Here is a 21,432-nt window from a genome sequence, read left to right as displayed (position 1 = left end):
GGGGCCAGCCCCTCGCGCTCCCCGGAGTATTTCGAGAGAGAAGAAGCAGGGGCGCGTGCCGCGCGGGGTGCTGGTCGCTCGGTCGCAGGCGCGAGCGTGCCGTCTGCGCCGTTACCCTGGTTTCATCATGGAGTCGGGACAGGCGGGGCGGGCGGTGTTGACGCGGTTATCCGGCGTCTCGGCGGCCGCTATCGGGCCCTTGCGGTCAGCGATCTGCCGGGCCGGTCGCAACTGGCCGTCCGACAAACCGTGGATCGCCTGTGCCAAGGCAAGGCAGCGGTCGATCTGGATCCGGGGCCTGCGGATCCGGACCGAACGATGCACGATCAGCAGCCCGCCGGTGTTTGTCTTGTCCAGGGTTGCTGGGCAGCGGAAGGCACCGCCGTTTTCCCGGCTGAGACGATGCAATTCGAACTCGCCATGGGACTGCCCTGTTCGCCGAAGCGCGTCACGACGGCAGCATAGACCACCCAGGCCGTGGCGCCCAAAGGAGCGCGCTGGTTTTCCTGCCGGAAAGGCGCGTTCGGGCAGCCGATTCCGCTGTCCATCGCGCGTTTCATGCAGTGCGCGTGCTGCGCTTGTCCGCTGTGCCCGGTCAGGCTGGTGAATGGGCAGGCACGAACGTCCCGTGTGCGTGCCGCCACCCCCACCAGCGAGCCCGGGTAGCGGTGCTGTGCGCAACCTGGTCCATGCGGGGCGGCGAACAGGTCATGCGGAACGACCACGGGGGGAAAATCGGGGGCAAAATAAGCGCGGGCAGGGGGGCTGCCCGCGCCGTGGTCATGGCGCGCCCGGATCGTGGCGGCGCTTCTTGCTGGCCGAGATCTCGCGCACCATCTTGCCAAAGGCCTTGCCGCGCGCCCGGGCCTCTGCCACGGTTTCGCTGTTGTAGCGGTCCTCGCGCCGCAGCTTTTCCCAACGGGAGAGGCGGTCGGGATCGAGTGTGCCGCTGCCGATGGCCTTCTGGACCGCGCAGCCGGGTTCACCGGAATGGGCACAGTCGCGAAAGCGGCAGAGGCGGGCCAGGTCCTCGATGTCCGCGAAGACGGCGCCGATGCCCTCGTCCGCATCCGCCAATTGCAGTTCGCGCATCCCCGGCGTGTCGATCAGCCAGCCGCCCGCCCGTGTCGGCACCAGGCTGCGGGAGGTGGTGGTGTGGCGGCCCTTGGCGTCATCCTCGCGGATGCCCTGCGTTCCGGCCTCTTCGCCGGTCAGCGCGTTGCGCAGGGTCGTCTTGCCCACGCCCGAAGAGCCGACCAGCGCCAGAGTCTGCCCGCCCTTGCACCAGGGGGCGAGGCGGGTGACCTCCTGCGGGTCGGTTGCATCCAGCGCGACGGCGGTCACCAGCGGCGAGAGCCGTTCCGCCCGGCGCAGGTAATCGCCCGCGTCCTCGGTCATGTCGGCCTTGGTCAGCACCACCAGCGGCAGGCAGCCGGCCGTATGGGCCAGCGCCAGGTAGCGTTCCAGCCGCGCGATGTTGAAATCGGCGTTGCAGCTTGTGACGATGCCCAGCGTGTCGACATTCGCCGCGATCCGCTGGAGTTTCGCCTCGCGTCCGGCGGCGCGGCGAGTGAGGTCGCTGGTAGGCGCCAGCCGGCGGACCGCGCGGGTGCCGTCACCCAGCACCCAATCGCCCACGGCATAGGCGCCGGTGGGGGCGCTGGGCAGCAGGCCGATGGCGCCCTCGGGGGTCAGGGCGCGCAGGCGGTCGCGGTGCACCTCGGAGAGGCGGGCAGGGGCCAGGCCCCGGTCGCCGTCGCCAAACTGGCGTGCGAAATGGGCCGACCATCCAAGGCCGGCCAGGTCATGATCTGTCAATGTTGAAAGTCCCGTTCAGACATGCAGGTTCAGGCCGCTGCAGGCGGCCCGGTGTGCGTGCTCGGGCGGCGGGCTGAAGGTTAGCGCGCGGCCCGGAGGGGCGATGCAATCTCCATCAAGGCCTCCGTCCTGAATTCGGGTTCGTGGGCACTCTAGGCGCGGCCCCGCCCCACTGCAAGCGCTGGTGTTCCCGCGCGGGCGTTGCTATGCCGCGCGGGCAACACCAAGGCAGGGGCGCGGCGTGACGGCGGTCAACATCATGTGCATCAAGTGGGGCACGCTCTTTGGCCCCGAGTATGTCAACCGGCTCTATTCCGGCGTGCGGCGCAACCTGTCGCGGCCGGTCCGCTTCATGGTGATGACGGAACACGCCGAGGGGCTGCACCCGGATATCGAGGTGCTGGACCTGCCGGTGGAACCCTATGCCGAACCGATGGAGGCCGCTCTGAAAGTGGCCAACCGGCAGGGCGCGATGCGCAAGACCTCGCTGTTTCGGCCCGGGTTGGTGCCCGACCTCGAAGGTCCGGTGCTGGGCTTTGACCTGGACGTTGTGATCACCGGATCGCTGGACGAGATCCACGACCTGGCGCCCGGCACCGTGGCGATGCGCCACGACTGGACGGAAAAGCGCAAGGGCCGGCCAACCGGGCACGGGTCGGTTTTTCGCTTCGATCCGGCGCTGCACGGGTTCCTGTATGAAGACCTGGCCGCCAACCCCTATGAAGAGGTGGAAAAGGCGCGCGGTTCGGAACAGCGCTATACCTCGCACAAGGCGATGGACCGGGACCTGTTCACCTATATTCCGGGCGAATGGGTGGTGTCGTTCAAATACGATTGCAATCCCTTTCCGGGCAACTACCTGCACGCGCCGCGCCTGCCGGCGGAGGCCCGCGTGGTCTGTTTCCACGGGCGCCCCAAGATGACGGATGCCCTTTCGGGCTATACCGGCTCTGTCATCCGCTATTCAAAACCCTGCGACTGGCTGCAGGAGCACTGGATCGACCGCGCCCGCGAGGACCTGGGCGCGGACTGGGCCTGAGGCACATGGCATTGCCTGCGGGCAGGCTGGTTGGGCATAGCAAAAGGCACTTCATGACGATTACGCAGGAATACGAACTCGACGGGATGCGGACCATCGGCCGCATAGTGGCGAACACCTTGCAGGCGATGATCCGCGCGGCAGAGCCGGGCATGACCACCCGCGAACTGGACGCCCTCGGGCGCAACTTGCTGGAACAGGCAGGGGCCATACCGGCGCCGGAGGCGACTTATGGCTTTCCGGGCGCCACCTGCATCAGCGTCAACGAAGAGATCGCCCACGGAATTCCCGGCGACCGCCTGCTGCGTGCCGGGGATCTGGTGAACATTGATGTCTCTGCCAGCAAGGATGGCTATTTTGCGGACACCGGGGCCAGCTTTCGCCTTGCTGCGGCGCAGCCCGACAGGCTGTGCAAGGACGGCCGCCGCGCAATGCAGATCGGTATTGCGCAGGTCGCGGCGGGCAAGTTGCTTTCAGGTATCGGGTCCGCCATCGGGCGCTTTGCCGAAAAGCGCGGCTACTCGCTCATTCGCAATCTCGCAAGTCACGGCGTCGGGCGCAGCCTGCACGAGTACCCACAGGAAATCGCCACATGGCCCACCCGAGGTGAGCGCCGCCGCATCACCAAGGGCCTAGTCCTGACCGTCGAGCCCTTCCTGTCGCGCGGAGGGCGCATGGCGGACGAGGCCGGTGACGGTTGGACCCTTCACAGCGTGCCGCCTGCCGAGACCGTGCAATTCGAGCATACGGTCGTCGCCACGTCTCGCGGTGCCCAGATCCTGACCTTGCCGGGCTGAAACCGCTGTCACGCTGGCATCCGGCCCAAGGCCTTCGGGCTCGGTCCAGGGCGCGGCCTTCGCAGTCAGCGCGGGCAAAGTCAGGTTGTCGGTTGTCTGCCGATCACGCCCGCATCCCCTTGCCCATGCAGGGCTTGGCGCGGTAAGAGCGGGATAAAGAGCGAACAAGAGAAGGGCAGGCGCATGGCACGTCGCGTAGTTGTCACCGGGCTGGGATTGGTCACGCCGCTGGCTTGCGGAGTCGAAGAGACCTGGGGCCGGATCCTGGATGGTCAGTCCGGGGCGGGCACCATCAGCAAGTTCGATGCCAGCCACCTGGCAACCACCTATGCCTGCGAGGTGCCCTATGGTGACGGCAGCGACGGGACCTTCAATCCCGACGACTGGATGGACAAGAAGGAACAGCGCAAGGTCGACGAGTTCATCCGTTTCGGCATCGCCGCGGCGGAACAGGCGGTCACCGACGCGGGCTGGAAGCCCGAGAACGAGGAAGACCGCCTGCGCACCGGCGTGATGATCGGATCGGGCATCGGCGGGCTGAACGCCATCGCAGAAACCGCGCTGTTGATCCGTGACAAGGGTCCGCGCCGGGTGTCGCCCTTCTTCATCCCCGGCGCGCTGATCAACCTGATCTCGGGCAATGTCTCGATCAAGTACGGCTTCAAGGGGCCGAACCACGCGGTCGTGACCGCCTGTTCGACCGGCGCGCATGCCATCGGCGATGCCGCGCGGCTGATCAAGTACGGCGATGCGGACGTGATGATCGCGGGCGGCGCCGAGGCGGCCATCAGCGAAATCGGCATCGCGGGCTTCAACGCCTGCAAGGCGCTCAGCACGAAACGCGGCGACGATCCGAAATCCGCCAGCCGGCCCTATGACGCCGACCGCGACGGCTTTGTCATGGGCGAGGGCGCCGGTGTCGTCGTGCTGGAGGACTACGAACACGCCAAGGCGCGCGGCGCGCGGATCTACGCCGAGGTGGCGGGCTACGGCCTGTCGGGCGACGCCTATCACATCACCGCCCCGTCCGAGGACGGCGAGGGCGGCGAACGCTCGATGCGCGCGGCGCTGAAGGATGCGGGGATCGAGCCCGCGGCGCTGGACTACATCAACGCGCATGGCACCTCGACGATGGCGGACACGATCGAACTGGGCGCGGTGGAACGCCTGCTGGGCGATCACGCCGCGCAGGTCACCATGTCCTCGACCAAATCCGCCACCGGCCACCTGCTGGGCGCCGCCGGCGCGATCGAGGCGATCTTCTCGATCCTTGCCATCCGTGACCAGGTGGCCCCGCCGACGATCAACCTTGACAATCCGGCGGTGGACACGCCCATCGACCTGGCCCCCAATGCCCGGCGGGACCGCAAGGTGGACTACGCCCTGTCCAACTCCTTCGGCTTTGGCGGCACCAATGCCAGCGTGGTCTTCGGCAAGGTGGAGTAACCCCACATGTGGCGCAGCATCGCCTCGAACGCGCTGACCTTCCTGGTCGTCGCGCTGTTTCTCTTCGGCGGCGTCCTGATCTGGGCGCAGCGCGAATATCATGCGCAGGGACCGCTGACGGCGCCGATCTGCCTCGAGGTGCCGCGTGGCACCAACATGCGCGCGGTGTCGGAGGACCTGTCGGATCAGGGCGCGGTCAAGAGCGCGATGATGTTCCGCGTCGGGGCAGATTACACCGACAAGACCCAGGCGCTGAAGGCGGGCAGCTACCTTGTGCCCGAGGGCGCCTCGATGTCCGAGATCACCGACATCGTCACCCGTGGCGGCGCCTCGACCTGCGGCACCGAGGTGGTCTACCGCATCGGCATCACCCGGGCGACGGTGCAGGTCCGCGCCGTGGATCCGGCCACCGGCCGCTACGAGGAACAGGCCAGCTTCGATCCCGGCGAAGGCGACGCCCCCGAGGCCTATACCCAGGTCAAGGACACCACCGGCACCCGGTTCCGCCTGGCGCTGGCCGAGGGCGTGACCAGCTGGCAGGTGGTTGCCGAACTGAACCAGATCGACGTGCTGGAAGGCGAGGTCGACGTGCCCGAGGAAGGCAGCCTTGCCCCCGACAGCTACGAGATCCTTCCCGGCGACAGCCGCGCCGATGTCATCGCGCGCATGCAGGAACGGCAGAAGGTGATCCTGGCACAGGCCTGGGCCAATCGCGCCCCCGGCCTGCCGCTGGAAAGCCCGGAAGAGGCGCTGATCCTCGCGTCGATCATCGAAAAGGAAACCGGCGGCCCGCAAGAGCGCCGCGAGGTGGCCAGCGTTTTCGTCAACCGTCTGGAAAAGGGCATGCGCCTGCAGACGGACCCGACGGTGATCTACGGCATCACCAAGGGCGAAGGTCCGCTGGGCCGGGGTCTGCGCCGGTCGGAACTGGATGCAGAGACGCCCTGGAACACCTATCGGATCGACGGGCTGCCGCCGACCCCCATCGCCAACCCGGGCCGCGCCAGCATCGAGGCGGCGCTGAACCCGGCGGACACGGATTACATCTACTTCGTGGCCAAGACGCTGGACCCGCGCGACGGGCACAACTTTGCCGTCACCCTGGACGAGCACAACCGCAACGTCGCCGCCTACCGCGCGCTGGAGGCACAGCGCGACCAGTAGCGTACGCTGCCCTCACGGTTTGTGAACCGTGGGGGCGCATCTTCCTTCCCGCTAGCACTGAAAACCGGATCATGACCCCGCTCGGGGGCCTTTCGATCTGCGCGGAACGAAGGGGCGACGCCCCGAAAAGGGCCGGGAGTGACACCCCGGCATGAGCGATCCGTCCGGCGGCCGCCGTTTTCAGACGTCCATGAGAAACAGCAGACGACCCGCCCGGCCAGCGCGCCGCCGGCGGGCGTCGGGCGTGGCGGCTCAGCCGCCCGTGATCTGGCGCTGGAGTTTCTTGGTCAGCCCGCCAAAGATGATCGCGTAAGAGGTCTCGATCCGGTCGCGCAACTCCTCCTCCGGCACCGCCTCCCAATCCACCTGCACCCAGGAACGGTGGAAGTAGGGGGCCTTGACCGCGCGTGCCATCTCGATCAGCAGGGCCGCATCCTCGACCGAAGGGGTCTTGACCGACACCCCGTCGTTGGCCACGCCGATACAGGCGAACATCTTGCCGCCCACCTTCCAGGCATCATGCCCGCCGCCCCAAGGATCGGACCATTCCGCCCCGGGCAGCGCGCGGCAGATATCGTTGACCGTATCGCGTCCCATGCCCGCAGGATGCCCCGGGCGCATCCCCGGCGCAAGCTGCGCAAATCGGCACAAGGGAGATGCCTACGCCTCTGGCAGAGCAGGAAAAAAATCCCTTGAACTCAAGTGAACTTGAGGAATTACGCTCGTCCCGTCACATTCGAAGAAAGGAAAAATCCATGAACGCCCGCCTCGAACACGTCAACATCACCGTCCCCGATGCCCGCGCCACCGCCGATTTCCTGTCCGATCTCCTCGGCTGGCACATCCGTTGGGAAGGCGCCTCGCTCAACAACGGCTATTCCGTCCACGTCGGCAATGCGGACAGCTACCTTGCCCTCTACACGCCGGAAAAGCCGATCGCAGAGGCGCATCCGCGCTACGGCAACGCCGCCGGGCTGAACCATGTCGGCATCGTGGTCGAGGATCTCGACGCGATCGAGGCCCGCGTCCGCGCGCTGGGCATCGAGACCTTCAACCACGCCGACTACGAACCCGGCCGCCGCTTCTATTTCGACGGGCCGGATGCGGTGGAATATGAAATGGTGGGCTACCGCTGATTTCGGGCCGTTTCAGGTGAGTATTTTTAGAGAGAAGAAGCCATTGTGCGCGCCCTTGTGCTTCTTTTCTCCAAAAATACTCACTTGCAACCTTGGCAAAGCGCGCTTGGCAGGGCCGGGACGCCGTGCTAAGCCACGCGCATGACGACCGCTGCACACACTCTCTGCTGCATTACCTGCTGACATCGGTCGGGACATCCCGGCCAGTGGCGGGACGGTCCTCTATTCCCTTCGATCCGTAGAGTTGCTAGGCCCGCCGCAAGATTTGCGAAGGACGAGGCCATGAACATCCGCTTCACCAACTCCCGGACCCGGAAGAAGGAAGATTTTCACCCGATCGACCCGGACAACGTGCGGATGTATGTCTGCGGTCCCACGGTCTATGACCGCGCGCACCTGGGCAATGCGCGGCCCGTGCTGGTGTTCGACGTGCTGTTTCGCCTGTTGCGCCATGTCTACGGGCCGGATCACGTCACCTATGTGCGCAATTTCACCGACGTGGATGACAAGATCAACGCCACCGCCTTGAAGCGCAAGGAGGCGGGGGCCGAGGGAACGCTCGAAGAACTGGTGCGCGAACGGTCCGACGAAACCATCGGCTGGTATCACGCTGACATGGATGCTCTGGGCGCCCTGCGCCCCACGCAAGAGCCGCGCGCAACCGAGTTCATCGACCAGATGATCGCGATGATCGAAGACCTGATCGACAAGGGCCATGCCTATGCGGCCGAAGGCCATGTGCTGTTCTCGGTCGAGAGCTATGCCCAGTATGGCGCGCTGTCGGGGCGGTCGGTCGAGGACATGATCGCGGGCGCGCGGGTCGAGGTGGCGCCCTACAAGAAGAATCCGATGGATTTCGTGTTGTGGAAGCCGTCGTCGGACGATCTGCCGGGCTGGGACTCGCCCTGGGGCCGGGGGCGTCCGGGCTGGCATATCGAATGCTCGGCCATGAGCCATGCGCTGCTGGGCGAGACGTTCGACATCCACGGCGGCGGCAACGACCTGACCTTTCCGCACCATGAGAACGAGATCGCCCAGTCCAAATGCGCCCACCCCGAGGGGGATTTTGCACGGGTCTGGCTGCACAACGAGATGCTGCAGGTCGAGGGCAAGAAGATGTCCAAGAGCCTGGGCAACTTCTTCACCGTGCGCGACCTGCTCGACCAGGGCATCCCGGGCGAGGTGATCCGCTTTGTCATGCTGTCGACGCACTATCGGAAGCCGATGGACTGGACGGCGGAGAAGGCGCGCGAGGCGGAAGCCACGCTGCGCAAGTGGCGCGGATTGGTGACGGGTGCCCAGCCGAGTGAAGAAGTGAGCCAGTCGGTTCTGGCCGCATTGGCTGACGACTTGAACACTCCCAAAGCGATCGCAGAGCTGCATAGGCTTGCGGACGCTCTAAATCGAACCCAGAGTTCGGAAGCCTCCCAAGCCGATATTGATCTCTTTGCTGCGTCAGCGGGATTGCTTGGTTTGCTTGAAGACAATGCCATGATGGGTTCGTGGGTCTTCGGTGGCGCCGTCGACAAACTGGCTGTTTCACTGCTTCTGGAGAAGTATGAGAACGACTTGTCCCAAGCGCGGGCCGAGGCCATGCAGAGCAAGGACTTTACCGAAGTCGACCGGATGAAACAGGCGCTCATCGAGGCGGGAGTCGAGGTGCGCATGTCGAAGGCGGGCGTGGACCTGGTGCCTGGCGCTGGCTTCGACGCGGCCAAGCTGGAGGCGTTGGGATGACCCGCGAACGCCTCTACCTCTACGACACCACGCTGCGCGACGGGCAGCAGACGCAGGGCGTGCAGTTTTCGATCGCCGAAAAGCTCAAGATCGCCGCGGCGCTCGACGCGCTTGGCGTTGACCATATCGAGGGCGGCTGGCCCGGGGCGAACCCCACGGACTCGGCCTTTTTCGAAGACGTGGGCGAAACGCGGGCGACCATGACCGCCTTCGGCATGACCAAGCGGGCGGGGCGTTCGGCTGCCAATGACGAGGTGCTGGCGGCGGTGACGAACGCGGGGACGCCCGCCGTCTGCCTTGTCGGCAAGACCCATGATTTCCACGTCACCAAGGCGTTGGGGATCACGCTGGAAGAGAACATCGCCAATATCGCCGCCTCGGTCTCTCACCTCGTGGGGCAGGGGCGCGAGGCGCTGTTCGATGCCGAGCATTTCTTTGACGGCTACAAGGCGAACGCGCCTTATGCACTCGACTGCCTGCGCGCGGCGCTGGAGGCGGGGGCGCGCTGGATCGTGCTCTGCGATACCAACGGCGGGACCTTGCCGCATGAAATCGGGCAGATCGTGCAGGATGTGATCGACAAGGGCATTCCGGGCGATCACCTGGGTATCCACACGCACAACGACACGGAAACGGCCGTGGCCGGGTCGCTGGCGGCGATCATGGCCGGCGCGCGCCAGATCCAGGGCACTCTGAACGGGCTGGGCGAACGCTGTGGCAATGCCAACCTGACCGCGCTGATCCCGACGCTGCTGCTGAAAGCGCCTTACAAGGACCTGTTCGAAACCGGCGTCAGCATGGAGGCGCTGGCCGGGCTGACGCGGACCAGCCGGATGCTGGACGACATCCTGAACCGGGTGCCGCAGAAACAGGTGGCCTATGTCGGCGCCTCGGCCTTTGCGCACAAGGCGGGGCTGCATGCCAGCGCGATCCTCAAGGATCCCACCACCTACGAACACATCGACCCCGGGCTGGTGGGCAACCGTCGCGTCGTGCCGATGTCGAACCAGGCCGGGCAGTCGAACCTGCGCCGCCGCCTGTCGGAAATGGGACTGGAGGTCGACAAGAGCGATCCGGCGCTGGCGCGCATCCTGGAACGCGTGAAGGCGCGCGAGACCGAGGGCTATTCCTACGACACCGCGCAGGCCAGTTTCGAACTGCTGGCGCGGGACGAACTGGGGATGCTGCCCGAGTTCTTCGAGGTCAAGCGCTACCGGGTGACGGTGGAGCGGCGCAAGAACAAGTACAACCAGATGGTCTCGCTGTCCGAGGCCGTGGTCGTGGTCAAGGTCGATGGCGAAAAGAAGCTGTCGGTGTCGGAGTCGATGGACGAGGCGGGCAATGACCGTGGGCCGGTCAATGCGCTGTCCAAGGCGTTGGCCAAGGACTTGGGCCGTTACCAGGAGGCGATCGACGACATGCGGCTGGTCGACTTCAAGGTGCGGATCACCCAGGGCGGGACCGAGGCCGTGACCCGCGTCATCATCGACAGCGAGGACGGGCAGGGGCGGCGCTGGGCCACCGTGGGCGTCAGCGCCAATATCGTCGACGCCTCGTTCGAGGCGTTGCTGGATGCGGTGCGCTGGAAGCTGGTGCGCGACGGGGTGCCGGGCTGATGGACTGGGAGGCCTTCTTTACCGTCCACAAGGACCTGCCGCGCGAAGGGCCGGGCAGCGAGGAGGACGTGGCCTGGGCGCTGGAGCTTGCCGCGCTGCCCGAGGGCGCGATGATCTGCGACGCTGGCGCCGGGGCGGGCGGTGACGTGGCCGCATTGGCACGCGCGGGCCGGGTGCTGGCCGTAGACCGGCAGGAGGGCTTTGTCGCGCAGATGCAGGCGCGCTTTGCCGACCTGCCGCACGTGACGGTGCGCAAGGACGACATGGGCCGTATCGCCGATTTCCCCGAGGCGCCCTTTGACATGATCTGGTGCGCCGGGGCGCTTTATTTCCTGGGGCTGAAACCGGGGCTGGAGGCGATGCGCGGGGCCTTGAAACCGGGCGGCGTGCTGGCCTTCTCGGAACCCTGCTATTTCACCGAGACACCCGGCGCAGAGGCGCGCGCCTTCTGGGAGGACTACCCGACCCGGGATCGCGCGGGCATCGCCGCCGCGGTGGCCGCGGCCGGGTTCGAGATCCTGGGCACGCGCGATGTCTCTGACGTGGGCTGGGAGGCCTATTACCGACCGATGGAAGCAAGGATCGAAGCGTTGCGCCCCGGGGCCGATGCACGGCTGGCCGAGATGCTGGACCTCTGCGAACAGGAGGCGCGCGACTGGCGCGCGGTCAAATCCGAGACCGGCTATCACCTTGTCGTGGCGCGGCGGCTTTCATGAGCTGGGAAGAGGGTGGCGACCTGTACGCCTGCGCGCAGATCGTCGAACGCGGCGACCCCGAGCGCTTTGTCGCGGCCATGGCGGCGCCTCTGCCGGCGCGGGCGGTGCTGATGCCGCTCTATGCCTTCAATGTCGAGGTCAGCCGCGCGCCCTGGGTCACGCAGGAGCCGATGATCGCGCAAATGCGGCTGCAATGGTGGCAGGATGCGCTGGACGAGATCGCCTCGGGCGGGTTCACGCGGCGGCACGAGGTGGTGACGCCATTGGCCCAGGCGCTGGCAGGTGTGGATGTGTCCGGCCTGCAAAGATCCGTGGCCGCACGCGAGGCGGACCTGGAACGCGCCCCGTTCGCGGATGAAACCGCGCTGATCGACTACCTGGACGCGACGGCGGGGCAATTGGCGCTGGCGGCGCTTGCGGCGCTTGGGGCACAGGCGGACGAGGCGGCGGTGCTGGCCCATGCCCGGGCGGCGGCGCTGGCAAGGTATTTGCAGGCGGTGCCGGAGCTGGAGGCGCGTGGCAAGCTGCCCCTGCCGGACGGGCGGGCAGAGGCGATCACAGGGCTGGCCCGCGCCCGGCTGGCAGAGGTGCGCAAGGCGCCCTCGTTGCGGACGCTGCGGCGCGCGCATGGCCCGGCCGGGGCGGCTTTGCGGGAATTTGCGCAGGGCAAGCCGCTCTTGGCGCTGGCGGCGCGCGATCCTGCGGCCGTGGGCGAGGGACGGTTGCGGCTCAGCGAGTTTTCCCGCCGCTGGCACCTGCTGACAAGCTGACGGGCTGGGTCACGCCTCTGCCGTGTCGCGGGGGCGCAGCACCAGCCAGATCAGCGCACCGCCCGCCAGCACGAGGAAGGGCGCCATCGCGAGGTTGACCGCTGTCCAGCCCTGCTGGGCCGAACCGCCCGAACAGTTCATCAATCCGCCCGAGGCCAGCGAGGCAAAGGTCACGCCGCCGAAGACGATGAGGTCATTCAGACCCTGCATCCGGCCGCGCTCGTGCGGTTCATGCGCGCCGGCCAGCATCGAGGTGGCGCCGATGAAGCCGAAGTTCCAGCCCAGCCCCAGCAGCACCAGCGCGGCAAAGAACTGTTCCAGCTCGACCCCGGACAGGCCCACGACGCCGGCCCCGGCGAGGATCATCAGCCCCAGCGCCATGATCTTTTCGACGCCGAAGCGGGCGATCAGGTGGCCGGTGAAGAAACTGGGCGCGAACATGGCCAGGACATGCGCGGTGACGACATTGGCCGCATCCCCGGTCTCGAACCCGCAGCCCACCACCGCCAGCGGCGTCGAGGTCATCACCAGGTTCATCAGCGCATAAGAGACGGTGCCGCAGATCACCGCGACGGCGATGCGGGGCGTGGTCAGCAGTTCCCAGCGGGTCCGGCCCTTGGGTGCATCCTCGGAGGGGCGCGGGGGGCGGGGGATGTCGAGGAAGAGGAAGAGCAGCGCGCCGATCACGTTGATGGCCACCACGGCGGCATAGGCGCCCAGGAAGGGCACCACGAAAGCGTCCGAGGTCGCCTTGACCAGCTGCGGGCCGATCACCGCCGAGAGCAGCCCGCCCGCCATGACGTAGGAGATCGCCTTGGGGCGGAACGCGTCCGAGGCGGTGTCGGCTGCGGCGAACCGGTAGAACCCCTGCGCCGACATGTAGGTGCCGGTGATGAGCGACCCCAGAAGGAAGATCGGGAAGGAGGCGATGTAGAGCCCGTAGGCGCCGACCATGCCACCCAGCGCGCCGGCCCCGGCGCCGACGAAAAAGCCCGCGCGGCGCCCGTAGCGCTGCATCAGCGCCGAGACCGGCGTCGCCGAGAGCATCGAGCCCAGCACGATCAGCGAGATCGGCAGCGTGGCGAAACAGGCGTTCGAGGCCAGCGACTGCCCCGCCAGCCCGCCGATGGTAAAGATCATCGGCATCTGCGCGCCGAGGATCGCCTGGGCAAGCACCAGCACGGTCACGTTGCGCTTGGCGCGGCTGTCGGTGGGGGGCACTGTCACGTCACTCATGCGTATGGGTTAGGCGGCGCCGCTTATATGGGCAAGAGAGAATATGTCGCGCTGCGCAACAGGGCGCGCGGCGCTTGTCCGGTGACGCGGCGTCATGTCGTCGGAGGATGGCCCGGCATCCTGGGGCGGAAGGGGGGGCGCTGCCCCCCGTCTCCCTTCGGTCGACTCCCCCCGGAGGTATTTGGAGAGAGAAGAAACAGGGACGGCGATTACCCGGGCACTGCCGCGCTGCGGGAGCGGGATGAGGCGCAGCGGGTTTCCCATTCCGGCCGGGCTGTTCTATGGGGGGGCCATGACGGGGATCGTGATCATCGGCGGCGCGGCGGAAGCGCATGACCTGGCCCGGGCCATGCCCGGCGCCCATGTGCGACTGCCTTCGCGCGAACGCGTTGCGCGGCGCTGGCCGGGGATGGTGAGTTTCGGGCCGGTGACGGCAGAATGGCTGCGCGAGAGCGGTGCCCGTGCGGTGGTGGAGGCCGCGCATCCCTGCGACGTGGAGACGGCCTTTGCCGTGGCGCGGGCGGCGCGCGCGGCTGGTCTGCCGCTGCTGCAGCTGGTGCGCCCGGAGTGGCGACCGATGCGGCGCGACCGCTGGGTGCCGCTGCGCGATGTCCGCGCGGCGGCGGCTGTGATCCCGGCGAGCGCCCGCGTGCTGGTGGCCACGGGGCGGGCGGCCCTGCCGGGGCTGCGGGCGCTGCGGGCGCATGTGCTGATGCGGCGCATCGGCGGCGGGCGGGCGCCCTTGCCGTTGCGCCGGGGGCGCTACCTGCCCGCCGACGGGCCCTTTACCGTTCACGAGGAGATCCGGCTCTTGCGGCACGAGCGGATCGACTGGTTGATGGTGCACAACGCGGGCGGATCCGGCGGATGGCCCAAGCTGGAGGCGGCGCGCCGCCTGCATCTGCCGGTTGCCATGATCGCCCGTCCGCGCCGGCCCGGCGGCCCGCGTGTCGCAACTGTGAAGGAGGCCCTGGCATGGCTGAGGATGCATCACCTGTCGGACGGCTGATCCGCTCGGACGCCTGCGTGGCCGAGGGGGCGGCGTGGCTGGCCGCGCATGAGCCGCGCTTTGCCTTTGCGCTGGAGCGGACCGGGCCCTTGCCCTTGCGGCTGCGGCCCGACGGGTTCGCGCAGTTGCTGAGCGCCATCGTCAGCCAGCAGGTCAGCGTGGCCTCGGCCCGGGCGATCCAGGCCCGGCTGGAGGCGGCGGGCATGGTCACGCCGGACGCGGTGGCCGCGGTCAGCCATGACGATCTGCGTGCGCTGGGCCTGTCGCGTCAGAAGGCCAGCTATGCCCAGGCGCTGGCCGGGGCGGGGATCGACTTCGACGCCCTGCGCGAGATGCCGACGGAGGCGGTGATCAAGCGACTGGTGGCGGTCAAGGGGATCGGCGTCTGGACCGCCGAGATCTATGCCATGTTCAGCCTCGGGCGGGCGGATGTCTTTGCCCCCGGTGACCTGGCCCTGCAGGAAGGGGCGCGGGTGCTTTTTGACCTGCCCGAACGCCCGCGCGAGAAGGCGCTGCGCGAGATGGCCCGCGACTGGGCCCCCTGGCGGTCGGTTGCGGCGCGCGCGCTCTGGGCCTACTACCATGTGGAGAAGAACCGCGAAGGGATCGCATGAAGCACGCGTTTATTGCCGCTGGGATCATCGATCTTCGCACCAGGGACAGGGTGCCGCGTGACATCGCCGGCGCAAGGGAGGTCGGCTTTTTCGCGAAAGGCTGACCACAGGATCATCACGGGAGACAGGGTATGACACGAGTATTGCAGACGGGCCGCAAGGGGCCGGTATCAGGAGAGATGCGGTCCTGCGTCGTGTTCCTTCACGGCTACGGCGCCAACGGGGCGGACCTGCTGGGGCTGGCGGATCCTCTGAGCGAACACCTGCCCGACACGCTGTTCGTGGCGCCCGACGCGCCCGAGGCCTGCGCCGGAGCACCGTTCGGGTTCCAGTGGTTTCCGATCCCCTGGATCGACGGGTCGTCCGAGGAAGAGGCCATGGCGGGCATGGCGCGCGCGGTCGACGACCTCAACGCCTTTCTCGATGCGTTGATGGTCGATGAGGATCTGCTGCCGGAACAGGTGGCCCTGTTCGGGTTCAGCCAGGGCACCATGATGAGCCTTCACGTCGGACCCCGCCGCGAGGACGAACTGGCGGGCATCGTCGGTTTCTCGGGCCGCCTGGTGGCGCCGGAACTGCTGGCCGACGAGTGGAAGAGCAAGCCGCCGATCCTGCTGGTGCATGGCGACCAGGACGACGTGGTGCCGCCGCAATCGCTGCCACAGGCGGCGGAGGCGCTGCAGGAGGCGGGCTTCAAGGAGGTCTTTGCCCATATCATGGAAGGCACTGCCCATGGCATCGCCCCCGACGGGCTGGGCGTGGCGCTGGCCTTTCTGCGGGACAAGTGCGGTTTCTGAGAGCGCGGGCCTGAGAGGGCCCTTGCGTCTGTTTCCGGGCGCTGCGGCAGGGGCGTCGCCTTCTCGCCGGACCGGACAGGGATCGTGACCCGGGCGCCCGACAACACGGCAATGGCAAGGGATGCTCAGAGCGGGACTTTGATTGCCACAACTCCGGTCTCTCCGGCGGTCGTGTTCAGAGTGCCGTCTATTTCCCGGACCGGAGACGGGTTCTGACCGCCGGCCAAGATGGCACCCTTCGCATATGGGGCGCGCCTGAGGCCGGGAGACGGATATGCTACACTGTGTCCAGGGGCCGGGCTGCTCCGGTCCTGGCACAGGAAAGTCCCATCCCATGATCATGCGCATCTTCCAGGTCACCATCCGCCCCGGCAAGGAGGCGGCATTCGCCAAGTTCTTTCATGACACGGCCATTCCGCTCATGAGGGGCACCGATGGCATCGTCGACGTCTATCCCGGCGCCGCCCGCGAAGAGAGCCCGCGCGAGTTTGCCTTTGTCATGATCTGGCGCGACCTTGCCTCGCTCAAGGCTTTTGTCGGCGAGGATTACACCACGCCCCATATCGACCCCGCCGAGGACGAACTGGTCGAGTCCCGGCTGATCCGGCACTATGATCTCGTGGCAGGCTGAACGGGGCATCCCGTGTCTGAACCGGTCGGCGATTTGCCGGAGCCGGCCTGTTTTCTACCGGATGTTGTCATGGGCCGCTCTTTGCCGTCTGGGGCGATTTTTGGTTTGCCCGGCCCGGCTTTGGGGCTGGATCTGACATTGCTCGACCCGTCGAGTTCCGGGCGCACTGCCGGTCTGACGGCTCGCATTTGCCTGCGGCGGCCTTGGGTGGTCCTACGGTCGAAGACGCGGACGCCAAGTGCGCCCCGGCGCTCAAACCAACATCCGTGTCCAACGCAAAGAGGGTTCCGGGCGGGCCCGGTCGGATGTGGATAAACCGGCGCAGCTGTCACATGCCTTTTACCTAGGCAGGCTACTCCTCGTTGCGACCACTCTATCTTGCGGGACTTGCCAGAGGCAAAACGCGAGATATAGTGTTTGTCAGGCTGGGGCGGGTTCCCCGCTCTGGTGCTTACAGGTTGAGCAGGCAGGGCGAGGGAAGAGTCTCTCATGAACAGCGAGTTCAGGACACATTTCGTAAGAGAGCCAGGGGCTCTCAAACACCATCCGGCCTTGGTGCTCAACGCGGATTACCGCCCGCTATCCTATTATCCGCTCAGCCTCTGGCCCTGGCAGGACGCGATCAAGGCGGCCTTCCTCGACCGGGTCGACATCGTGGCCGAGTATGACGAGGTGGTGCGCAGTCCGAGTATGACTCTCAGGATTCCCAGCGTGGTGGTCCTGAAAGATTTCGTCAAACCCCAGAAGCGCGTGGCCTTCACGCGCTTCAATCTTTTTCTGAGGGACGAATTCCGCTGCCAGTACTGCGGCACCAAGGCAGAGCTGACCTTTGACCATGTCATCCCGCGCGCCGCGGGCGGCATCACAAGCTGGGAAAACGTCGTCGCTGCCTGCGCGCCCTGCAACCTGCGCAAGGGATCGAAAAGCCTGCGGCAGGTGAACATGAGCCTGCGCAAGCCACCGCGCCAGCCCTCGGCCTCGGAACTGTTGAACATGGGACGCCGGTTCCCACCGAACCATCTGCACGAAAGCTGGGTCGATTTCCTCTACTGGGATGCCGAGCTGGAGGCCTGACGCCACGGCGTAGGCAGGGGCGAACGCTGCATTGCGGGCCGCGGTCTGACCGTTCCGCGCGTCAGGTGGCGCCGGGCTGGAAGCAGAAGGTATTGCCGGACCCGGTGTTGACCACGCAGTTGGGAGTTGCGCCGGGCAGGGGGGCGAGCGGCCAGTATCCCCAGCGGCCGGTTGCGCCATTCACGCGCGGCGTTTCGGCATGGTAATCCAGCGTTGTCCGCGCGCCCGACGGCCAGGTGTGGGTGTCGATCACGCCCCCGTCAGACGTGGCCTCTCGGCTGCGGCTGCAGGGTTCCTGGTCGGTCAGGCGCTGCTCTGCGTCCAGGACGAAACAGAGACCCGCTGTCTGCGCGGGCTGGCTGCGGCCAGCACGGGGCAGGGCCGCCAGCGGCATCTCACCCGGCCAGGCCATGTAATTCTGCACCAGCCCGAAGAACACCGCCGGGCGCGAGTCGCGCACATGCCCATCGGCCCAGACGGAATCCGCGATCATCGGCTCACCGCCCCAGAACAGGCGATTGGCGCCGAATTCGTCCTCAGGGTTTATGCGGCGGAGTTCGCAGGTGCCCGCGCCTTCCTGTCCGAAGGCAGTATAGCGGAAGCTGTCCCGGTCGCGGTCGACCGGGGCCGAGGGCAGTTGCAGGCTGCGCGGCCAGTTGTCCGGGTCGCTGCTGACCTGGTCCCAAGCCGAGAGAAACAGGTTCGAACAGGCCTGCCGGATCGCCTGATCCGGCAGTGCGGTCGGGCGGTCCACGCCGAGGATGCCAATGCGCCACCGCGCCGCCTCTTGCACGGTTGTGATATAGGCCATGTCGGTCGCAGGCGTGGCATGCATCCGCGCCGCCAGCGAGGGCGCGAACCGAAAGGTCACGAGGTTGCGAAAGATCAGCTCGCTTACCGCGACGGAGATCTCGTAGGCGCGGGCGACGCTGGCCGCGTCATAGCGGCCCTCGGGGACGGTCAGGCTGGGCGCATGAAATCCAAGCCGCCCGTCGACATGGAGGAAGCGGTTCACCGAGACGCCGTAATCCGTTTCCGTCGAATGGCTGCCAGCCATGAAGACCAGCGCACAGGCGCTTTCGCAGCGCGCGCCGGCCCGGACAACCGTGCCAAGGCTGCCATGCACCAGCCGCGTCAGCGCCATGGCCTCTGTCAGCGACCCGCCCGGACTGTCGAGACAAAGGTTCATCGGCTTGTAGATGGCGATGTTGGGCGGGCCGCCCGCCGGGTCCTCGTTCACGTAGATCGTGTCCGCATAGCGCGGCTGGGACGCGGCCTGCCGGAGCAGCGCCAGAAGGGTGGCGCTGTCGCCTTCGGCGATCTGGCCCTTAAGCGCGATGAGGCAGCCGTAATCCGCGTCCCGTGTCAGCGACAGTTGCGCGGCCTTGGACGCAATCGGCAGGGACGCAAGGATCAGGGCGATCATCAGCAGGCGGTGCATTGGGCGGCTCCTTTCTCTGCGGGGGCCTGTTCGGGGCCGCCCCGGACACAGCAAAGCAAAGCCACCTCTGAAAGGCGAGGGGATTCGTGGCAAGCCTGCGCGGTGCGCGGTACTTAGATATTCCGGATGTTGCATTTGAGACTGCAAGGGCGCAAACTCGGACGCAGAATCCGAACGAGGGGGACATTCAATGAAGCTCAAAGTCGTCGCAGCCAGCGGGATGCTTGCCCTGGCTGCCGCCTGCACCCAGCCCGAGCCGGTCCATGTGCCGGTCGAGTTCGACAAGTACGGCAACGTGGTCGGCGGGACGATCGTGGATGGCAACTATGTGCTGGACGATGGCACAGTCGTCGGCCCGGTCAGCCCGGACGTCAGCGGCGGGAACCGCAATCGCAACCGCGAACGGACCGAACAGCAATACCAGCAGCAGCAGACCCAGCAAAAGAAGAAGGGCGGCTGACCGGCGAGGGTCGCTTCCGGTGAACCCGCGCGGCGAAACTCCCTGCCACGAAAACAAGAGGCCCCGCCAATGGCGGGGCCTTTTCACGTCCTGAGATCAAGAGCGTCGTGATCAGTCGTTGCTGGTCGCCGGGGCCGCTGCGGGGGCCTGGGGCGCCGGCTGCTGGCGCTTGCCACCGTTCAGCGGATCGTCCTGGCGCTGCACCGAGCCTTCGAAATGGGCGCCGGATTCGATCGCGATTGTCTTGTGGATGATGTCGCCTTCGACACGGGCGGTGGCGGTCAGGCGGACCTTGAGGCCACGCACGCGGCCCACGATGCGGCCGTTCACCACCACGTCGTCGGCAACAACTTCGCCCTTGATGGTGGCGCTTTCGCCGATGGTCAGGACGTGGGCGCGAATGTCCCCCTCGACCGTGCCTTCGACCTGGATGTCGCCGGTTGTCTTGATGTTGCCCGTCACGTGCAGATCGGCCGACAGCGACGAGGCCGGCGGCTTTGCCTTGGGCGTGGCTGCGGGCTTGTACTCCTGACCGGAGGCTTTCGAGGGCTCGGGCATGGCCGGTTTCGACGTATCGTCGGCCTTGTGGCCGGGCTCATTGATCTTGCTCTTAGAAAACATCTTTCGCAGCCTTGATATAGATCATCGGATTGACGGGTTTGCCGCCGACTCGGACTTCGTAGTGGAGATGAGTCCCGGTCGACCGACCGGTGTTCCCCATATCACCGATCCGATCCCCGCGCGAGACCCTTTGACCCTCCTTCACGCGGATTTTGGACATGTGCGCGTAGCGCGTCTCGATGCCGAATTCATGCTGGATCTTGACCAGCCGTCCATAGCCCGACTGCCAGCCGGCGTGGATCACCACGCCGTCGGCGGTGGAATAGATCGGCGTGCCGTGCGGCGCCGCGAAATCCGTGCCCGCGTGCAACCTGCCCCACCGATATCCGAAGCCGCTGGTAAAGCGGAAACTGTCCTTGAGCGGCGAGGCGAAAGGCGCCTTCTGGGCGGCGATCCGGTAGAGGTTCAACCGGTCCATCTGGTTCAGGATACGGTTGGCGCGCAGCGTTTCGGGGGAGGTGGCGTCGCCCTTGGTCGAAAAGCTCAGCGGCGTCATCGGGCCGCCCTGGCCGGAATAGCCCTTGCGGACCTCGTTCAGGATGCGGTCCGGGTCCATGCCGGCCTTTTCGAACATCTTGTCCAGCGGCATGACAGAGACGGTCATCGCCTCTTCGAGCTGGCGGAAGATGCGGTCGTTCTTGTCCTCGAGGATCTCGATCTCGGCCTGCATCTCTGCGGCGCGGATCAGCGCCGCCTGGGCGTCGGCGATCACCTGGTCGCGTTCCTCGGCGACGCGGGTCAACGCCTCGTTCAGCAGCTTGACGGTGGCGTCGTCGCCGCTGGCGCGGGCCAGGGCGACCTCGCCCTTGAGGTCGCTTTCCAGTTCGGCCAGCCGGGCGGTCGCTTCTTCGCGCGACTTCATCACCTCGCGCAGCGTGGCCTGGATCACGTCGATCCCGGTTTCCAGCTCGCGGCGCTGCGCCTCGGAATTCAGCAGTTCGGTTTGCATGACCGAGATCTGCTTCAGCGCGGCGGCAAAGCGATCCTGCGCGGCCAGCGCCTCGGCGGCGCGCGCGTCGCGCTCGGCCGACAGGGCGTTCAGGCGCTGCTGATAGGTCAGCTGGTCACGCTTGGCCTGGTCGCGAAAGTTCCCGGCGCCGATCGAATCCATCAACAGGATCGAGGTGGCGACGATGCTCCAGCCCACAAGCAAGGTCAGCCCGACAACACCGACCGCCTGCGTTTCCGATCTCAGCCGGATAAAGCGCGTGTCGCTGTCGGACCTCAGAAAGAGCCTGCGTTCCGGAAAGAAGCGCTCTACAAGCGCGTGAAGTCTGATGGTCAGACGTGATCTCACCTGACTGTCCCCT

At 66.8% G+C, this 21,432-nt stretch carries 22 protein-coding genes; 15 read left to right on the top strand and 7 right to left on the bottom strand.

The window, feature by feature from the left end:
• Positions 1-111 precede the first annotated feature (111 nt).
• Both RBB42_RS05550 and rsgA read right to left on the bottom strand, forming a co-directional pair.
• Entirely contained in the window at positions 112-408 is a 297-nt protein-coding gene (locus RBB42_RS05550; RefSeq protein WP_305968530.1) for a hypothetical protein, read from the bottom strand.
• 372 nt (positions 409-780) lie between these two features.
• The gene (gene rsgA / locus RBB42_RS05545; protein ID WP_305968529.1) at positions 781-1,818 is read right to left on the bottom strand and encodes a ribosome small subunit-dependent GTPase A; all 1,038 of its coding nucleotides are present in this window, start codon (positions 1,816-1,818) and stop codon (positions 781-783) included.
• A 259-nt stretch (positions 1,819-2,077) separates the two neighbouring features.
• Here rsgA and RBB42_RS05540 point away from each other — a divergent pair, with 259 nt between their 5' ends.
• The 4 genes from RBB42_RS05540 (at position 2,078) to mltG (ending at position 6,264) form a co-directional block, all read left to right on the top strand.
• Positions 2,078-2,857 (top strand): glycosyl transferase, encoded by a 780-nt coding sequence (locus tag RBB42_RS05540; RefSeq protein ID WP_305968540.1) that lies wholly within the window; start codon positions 2,078-2,080, stop codon positions 2,855-2,857.
• A 53-nt stretch (positions 2,858-2,910) separates the two neighbouring features.
• A complete protein-coding gene (gene map / locus RBB42_RS05535; RefSeq protein ID WP_305968528.1) occupies positions 2,911-3,654 on the top strand; it encodes a type I methionyl aminopeptidase in 744 nt (247 codons plus the stop codon).
• 183 nt (positions 3,655-3,837) lie between these two features.
• On the top strand, positions 3,838-5,100 hold the full coding sequence (gene fabF, locus RBB42_RS05530) for a beta-ketoacyl-ACP synthase II (protein ID WP_305968527.1): 1,263 nt from the start codon (positions 3,838-3,840) through the stop codon (positions 5,098-5,100).
• 6 nt (positions 5,101-5,106) lie between these two features.
• On the top strand, positions 5,107-6,264 hold the full coding sequence (gene mltG, locus RBB42_RS05525) for an endolytic transglycosylase MltG (protein WP_305968526.1): 1,158 nt from the start codon (positions 5,107-5,109) through the stop codon (positions 6,262-6,264).
• Between the two features lie 252 nt (positions 6,265-6,516).
• Here mltG and RBB42_RS05520 read toward each other — a convergent pair whose 3' ends face one another.
• Positions 6,517-6,861, bottom strand: coding sequence for an MmcQ/YjbR family DNA-binding protein (locus tag RBB42_RS05520; protein WP_305968525.1), 345 nt, complete (start codon positions 6,859-6,861; stop codon positions 6,517-6,519).
• 158 nt (positions 6,862-7,019) lie between these two features.
• Here RBB42_RS05520 and RBB42_RS05515 point away from each other — a divergent pair, with 158 nt between their 5' ends.
• The 5 genes from RBB42_RS05515 to RBB42_RS05495 all read left to right on the top strand — a co-directional run bounded on the left by RBB42_RS05515 (position 7,020) and on the right by RBB42_RS05495 (position 12,239).
• On the top strand, positions 7,020-7,400 hold the full coding sequence (locus tag RBB42_RS05515) for a VOC family protein (RefSeq protein ID WP_305968524.1): 381 nt from the start codon (positions 7,020-7,022) through the stop codon (positions 7,398-7,400).
• Between the two features lie 282 nt (positions 7,401-7,682).
• Positions 7,683-9,137 (top strand): cysteine--tRNA ligase, encoded by a 1,455-nt coding sequence (cysS, locus tag RBB42_RS05510; RefSeq protein ID WP_305968523.1) that lies wholly within the window; start codon positions 7,683-7,685, stop codon positions 9,135-9,137.
• On the top strand, positions 9,134-10,753 hold the full coding sequence (gene cimA, locus RBB42_RS05505; RefSeq protein ID WP_305968522.1) for a citramalate synthase: 1,620 nt from the start codon (positions 9,134-9,136) through the stop codon (positions 10,751-10,753). Before cysS ends, cimA begins: the two co-directional genes overlap by 4 nt.
• Positions 10,753-11,469, top strand: a complete 717-nt coding sequence (locus RBB42_RS05500) for a class I SAM-dependent methyltransferase (RefSeq protein WP_305968521.1) — start codon at positions 10,753-10,755, stop codon at positions 11,467-11,469. Before cimA ends, RBB42_RS05500 begins: the two co-directional genes overlap by 1 nt.
• On the top strand, positions 11,466-12,239 hold the full coding sequence (locus RBB42_RS05495; RefSeq protein ID WP_305968520.1) for a squalene/phytoene synthase family protein: 774 nt from the start codon (positions 11,466-11,468) through the stop codon (positions 12,237-12,239). The genes RBB42_RS05500 and RBB42_RS05495 overlap by 4 nt, the downstream gene beginning before the upstream one ends.
• A 9-nt stretch (positions 12,240-12,248) precedes the next feature.
• Here RBB42_RS05495 and RBB42_RS05490 read toward each other — a convergent pair whose 3' ends face one another.
• Positions 12,249-13,475 carry an MFS transporter gene (locus RBB42_RS05490; protein ID WP_305968519.1) on the bottom strand — a complete coding sequence of 409 codons (1,227 nt, stop codon included), beginning with the start codon at positions 13,473-13,475 and terminating at the stop codon, positions 12,249-12,251.
• A gap of 292 nt (positions 13,476-13,767) precedes the next feature.
• On the opposite strand from RBB42_RS05490, the gene RBB42_RS05485 reads away from it, so the two are divergent.
• From RBB42_RS05485 to RBB42_RS05465, 5 genes are all read left to right on the top strand, one after another.
• The gene (locus RBB42_RS05485) at positions 13,768-14,484 is read left to right on the top strand and encodes a precorrin-6A/cobalt-precorrin-6A reductase (RefSeq protein ID WP_305968518.1); all 717 of its coding nucleotides are present in this window, start codon (positions 13,768-13,770) and stop codon (positions 14,482-14,484) included.
• Complete coding sequence (locus tag RBB42_RS05480) at positions 14,451-15,098, top strand: DNA-3-methyladenine glycosylase family protein (RefSeq protein ID WP_305968517.1); 648 nt, start codon at positions 14,451-14,453, stop codon at positions 15,096-15,098. Before RBB42_RS05485 ends, RBB42_RS05480 begins: the two co-directional genes overlap by 34 nt.
• Positions 15,099-15,229: 131 nt before the next feature.
• The gene (locus RBB42_RS05475) at positions 15,230-15,895 is read left to right on the top strand and encodes an alpha/beta hydrolase (protein WP_305968516.1); all 666 of its coding nucleotides are present in this window, start codon (positions 15,230-15,232) and stop codon (positions 15,893-15,895) included.
• A gap of 334 nt (positions 15,896-16,229) precedes the next feature.
• Positions 16,230-16,526: a putative quinol monooxygenase gene (locus RBB42_RS05470; protein ID WP_305968515.1), complete on the top strand. Its 297-nt coding sequence runs from the start codon at positions 16,230-16,232 to the stop codon at positions 16,524-16,526.
• A gap of 489 nt (positions 16,527-17,015) precedes the next feature.
• Complete coding sequence (locus tag RBB42_RS05465; protein WP_305968514.1) at positions 17,016-17,600, top strand: HNH endonuclease; 585 nt, start codon at positions 17,016-17,018, stop codon at positions 17,598-17,600.
• Positions 17,601-17,661: 61 nt separating this feature from the next.
• On the opposite strand, the gene RBB42_RS05460 is transcribed toward RBB42_RS05465, so the two are convergent.
• Positions 17,662-19,041, bottom strand: coding sequence for a COG3904 family protein (locus RBB42_RS05460; protein ID WP_305968513.1), 1,380 nt, complete (start codon positions 19,039-19,041; stop codon positions 17,662-17,664).
• Between the two features lie 190 nt (positions 19,042-19,231).
• Between RBB42_RS05460 and RBB42_RS05455 the strand changes: the two genes are divergently transcribed.
• Entirely contained in the window at positions 19,232-19,501 is a 270-nt protein-coding gene (locus RBB42_RS05455; RefSeq protein ID WP_305968512.1) for a hypothetical protein, read from the top strand.
• 111 nt (positions 19,502-19,612) lie between these two features.
• On the opposite strand, the gene RBB42_RS05450 is transcribed toward RBB42_RS05455, so the two are convergent.
• Complete coding sequence (locus RBB42_RS05450) at positions 19,613-20,122, bottom strand: bactofilin family protein (protein ID WP_305968511.1); 510 nt, start codon at positions 20,120-20,122, stop codon at positions 19,613-19,615.
• On the bottom strand, positions 20,112-21,419 hold the full coding sequence (locus RBB42_RS05445; RefSeq protein ID WP_305968510.1) for a M23 family metallopeptidase: 1,308 nt from the start codon (positions 21,417-21,419) through the stop codon (positions 20,112-20,114). Before RBB42_RS05445 ends, RBB42_RS05450 begins: the two co-directional genes overlap by 11 nt.
• Positions 21,420-21,432: the final 13 nt, after the last annotated feature.

The sequence above is a fragment of the Mameliella sp. MMSF_3455 genome (assembly GCF_030733205.1).
GTDB lineage: Bacteria > Pseudomonadota > Alphaproteobacteria > Rhodobacterales > Rhodobacteraceae > Antarctobacter.
This window is presented reverse-complemented; position numbering and strand designations above follow the sequence as displayed.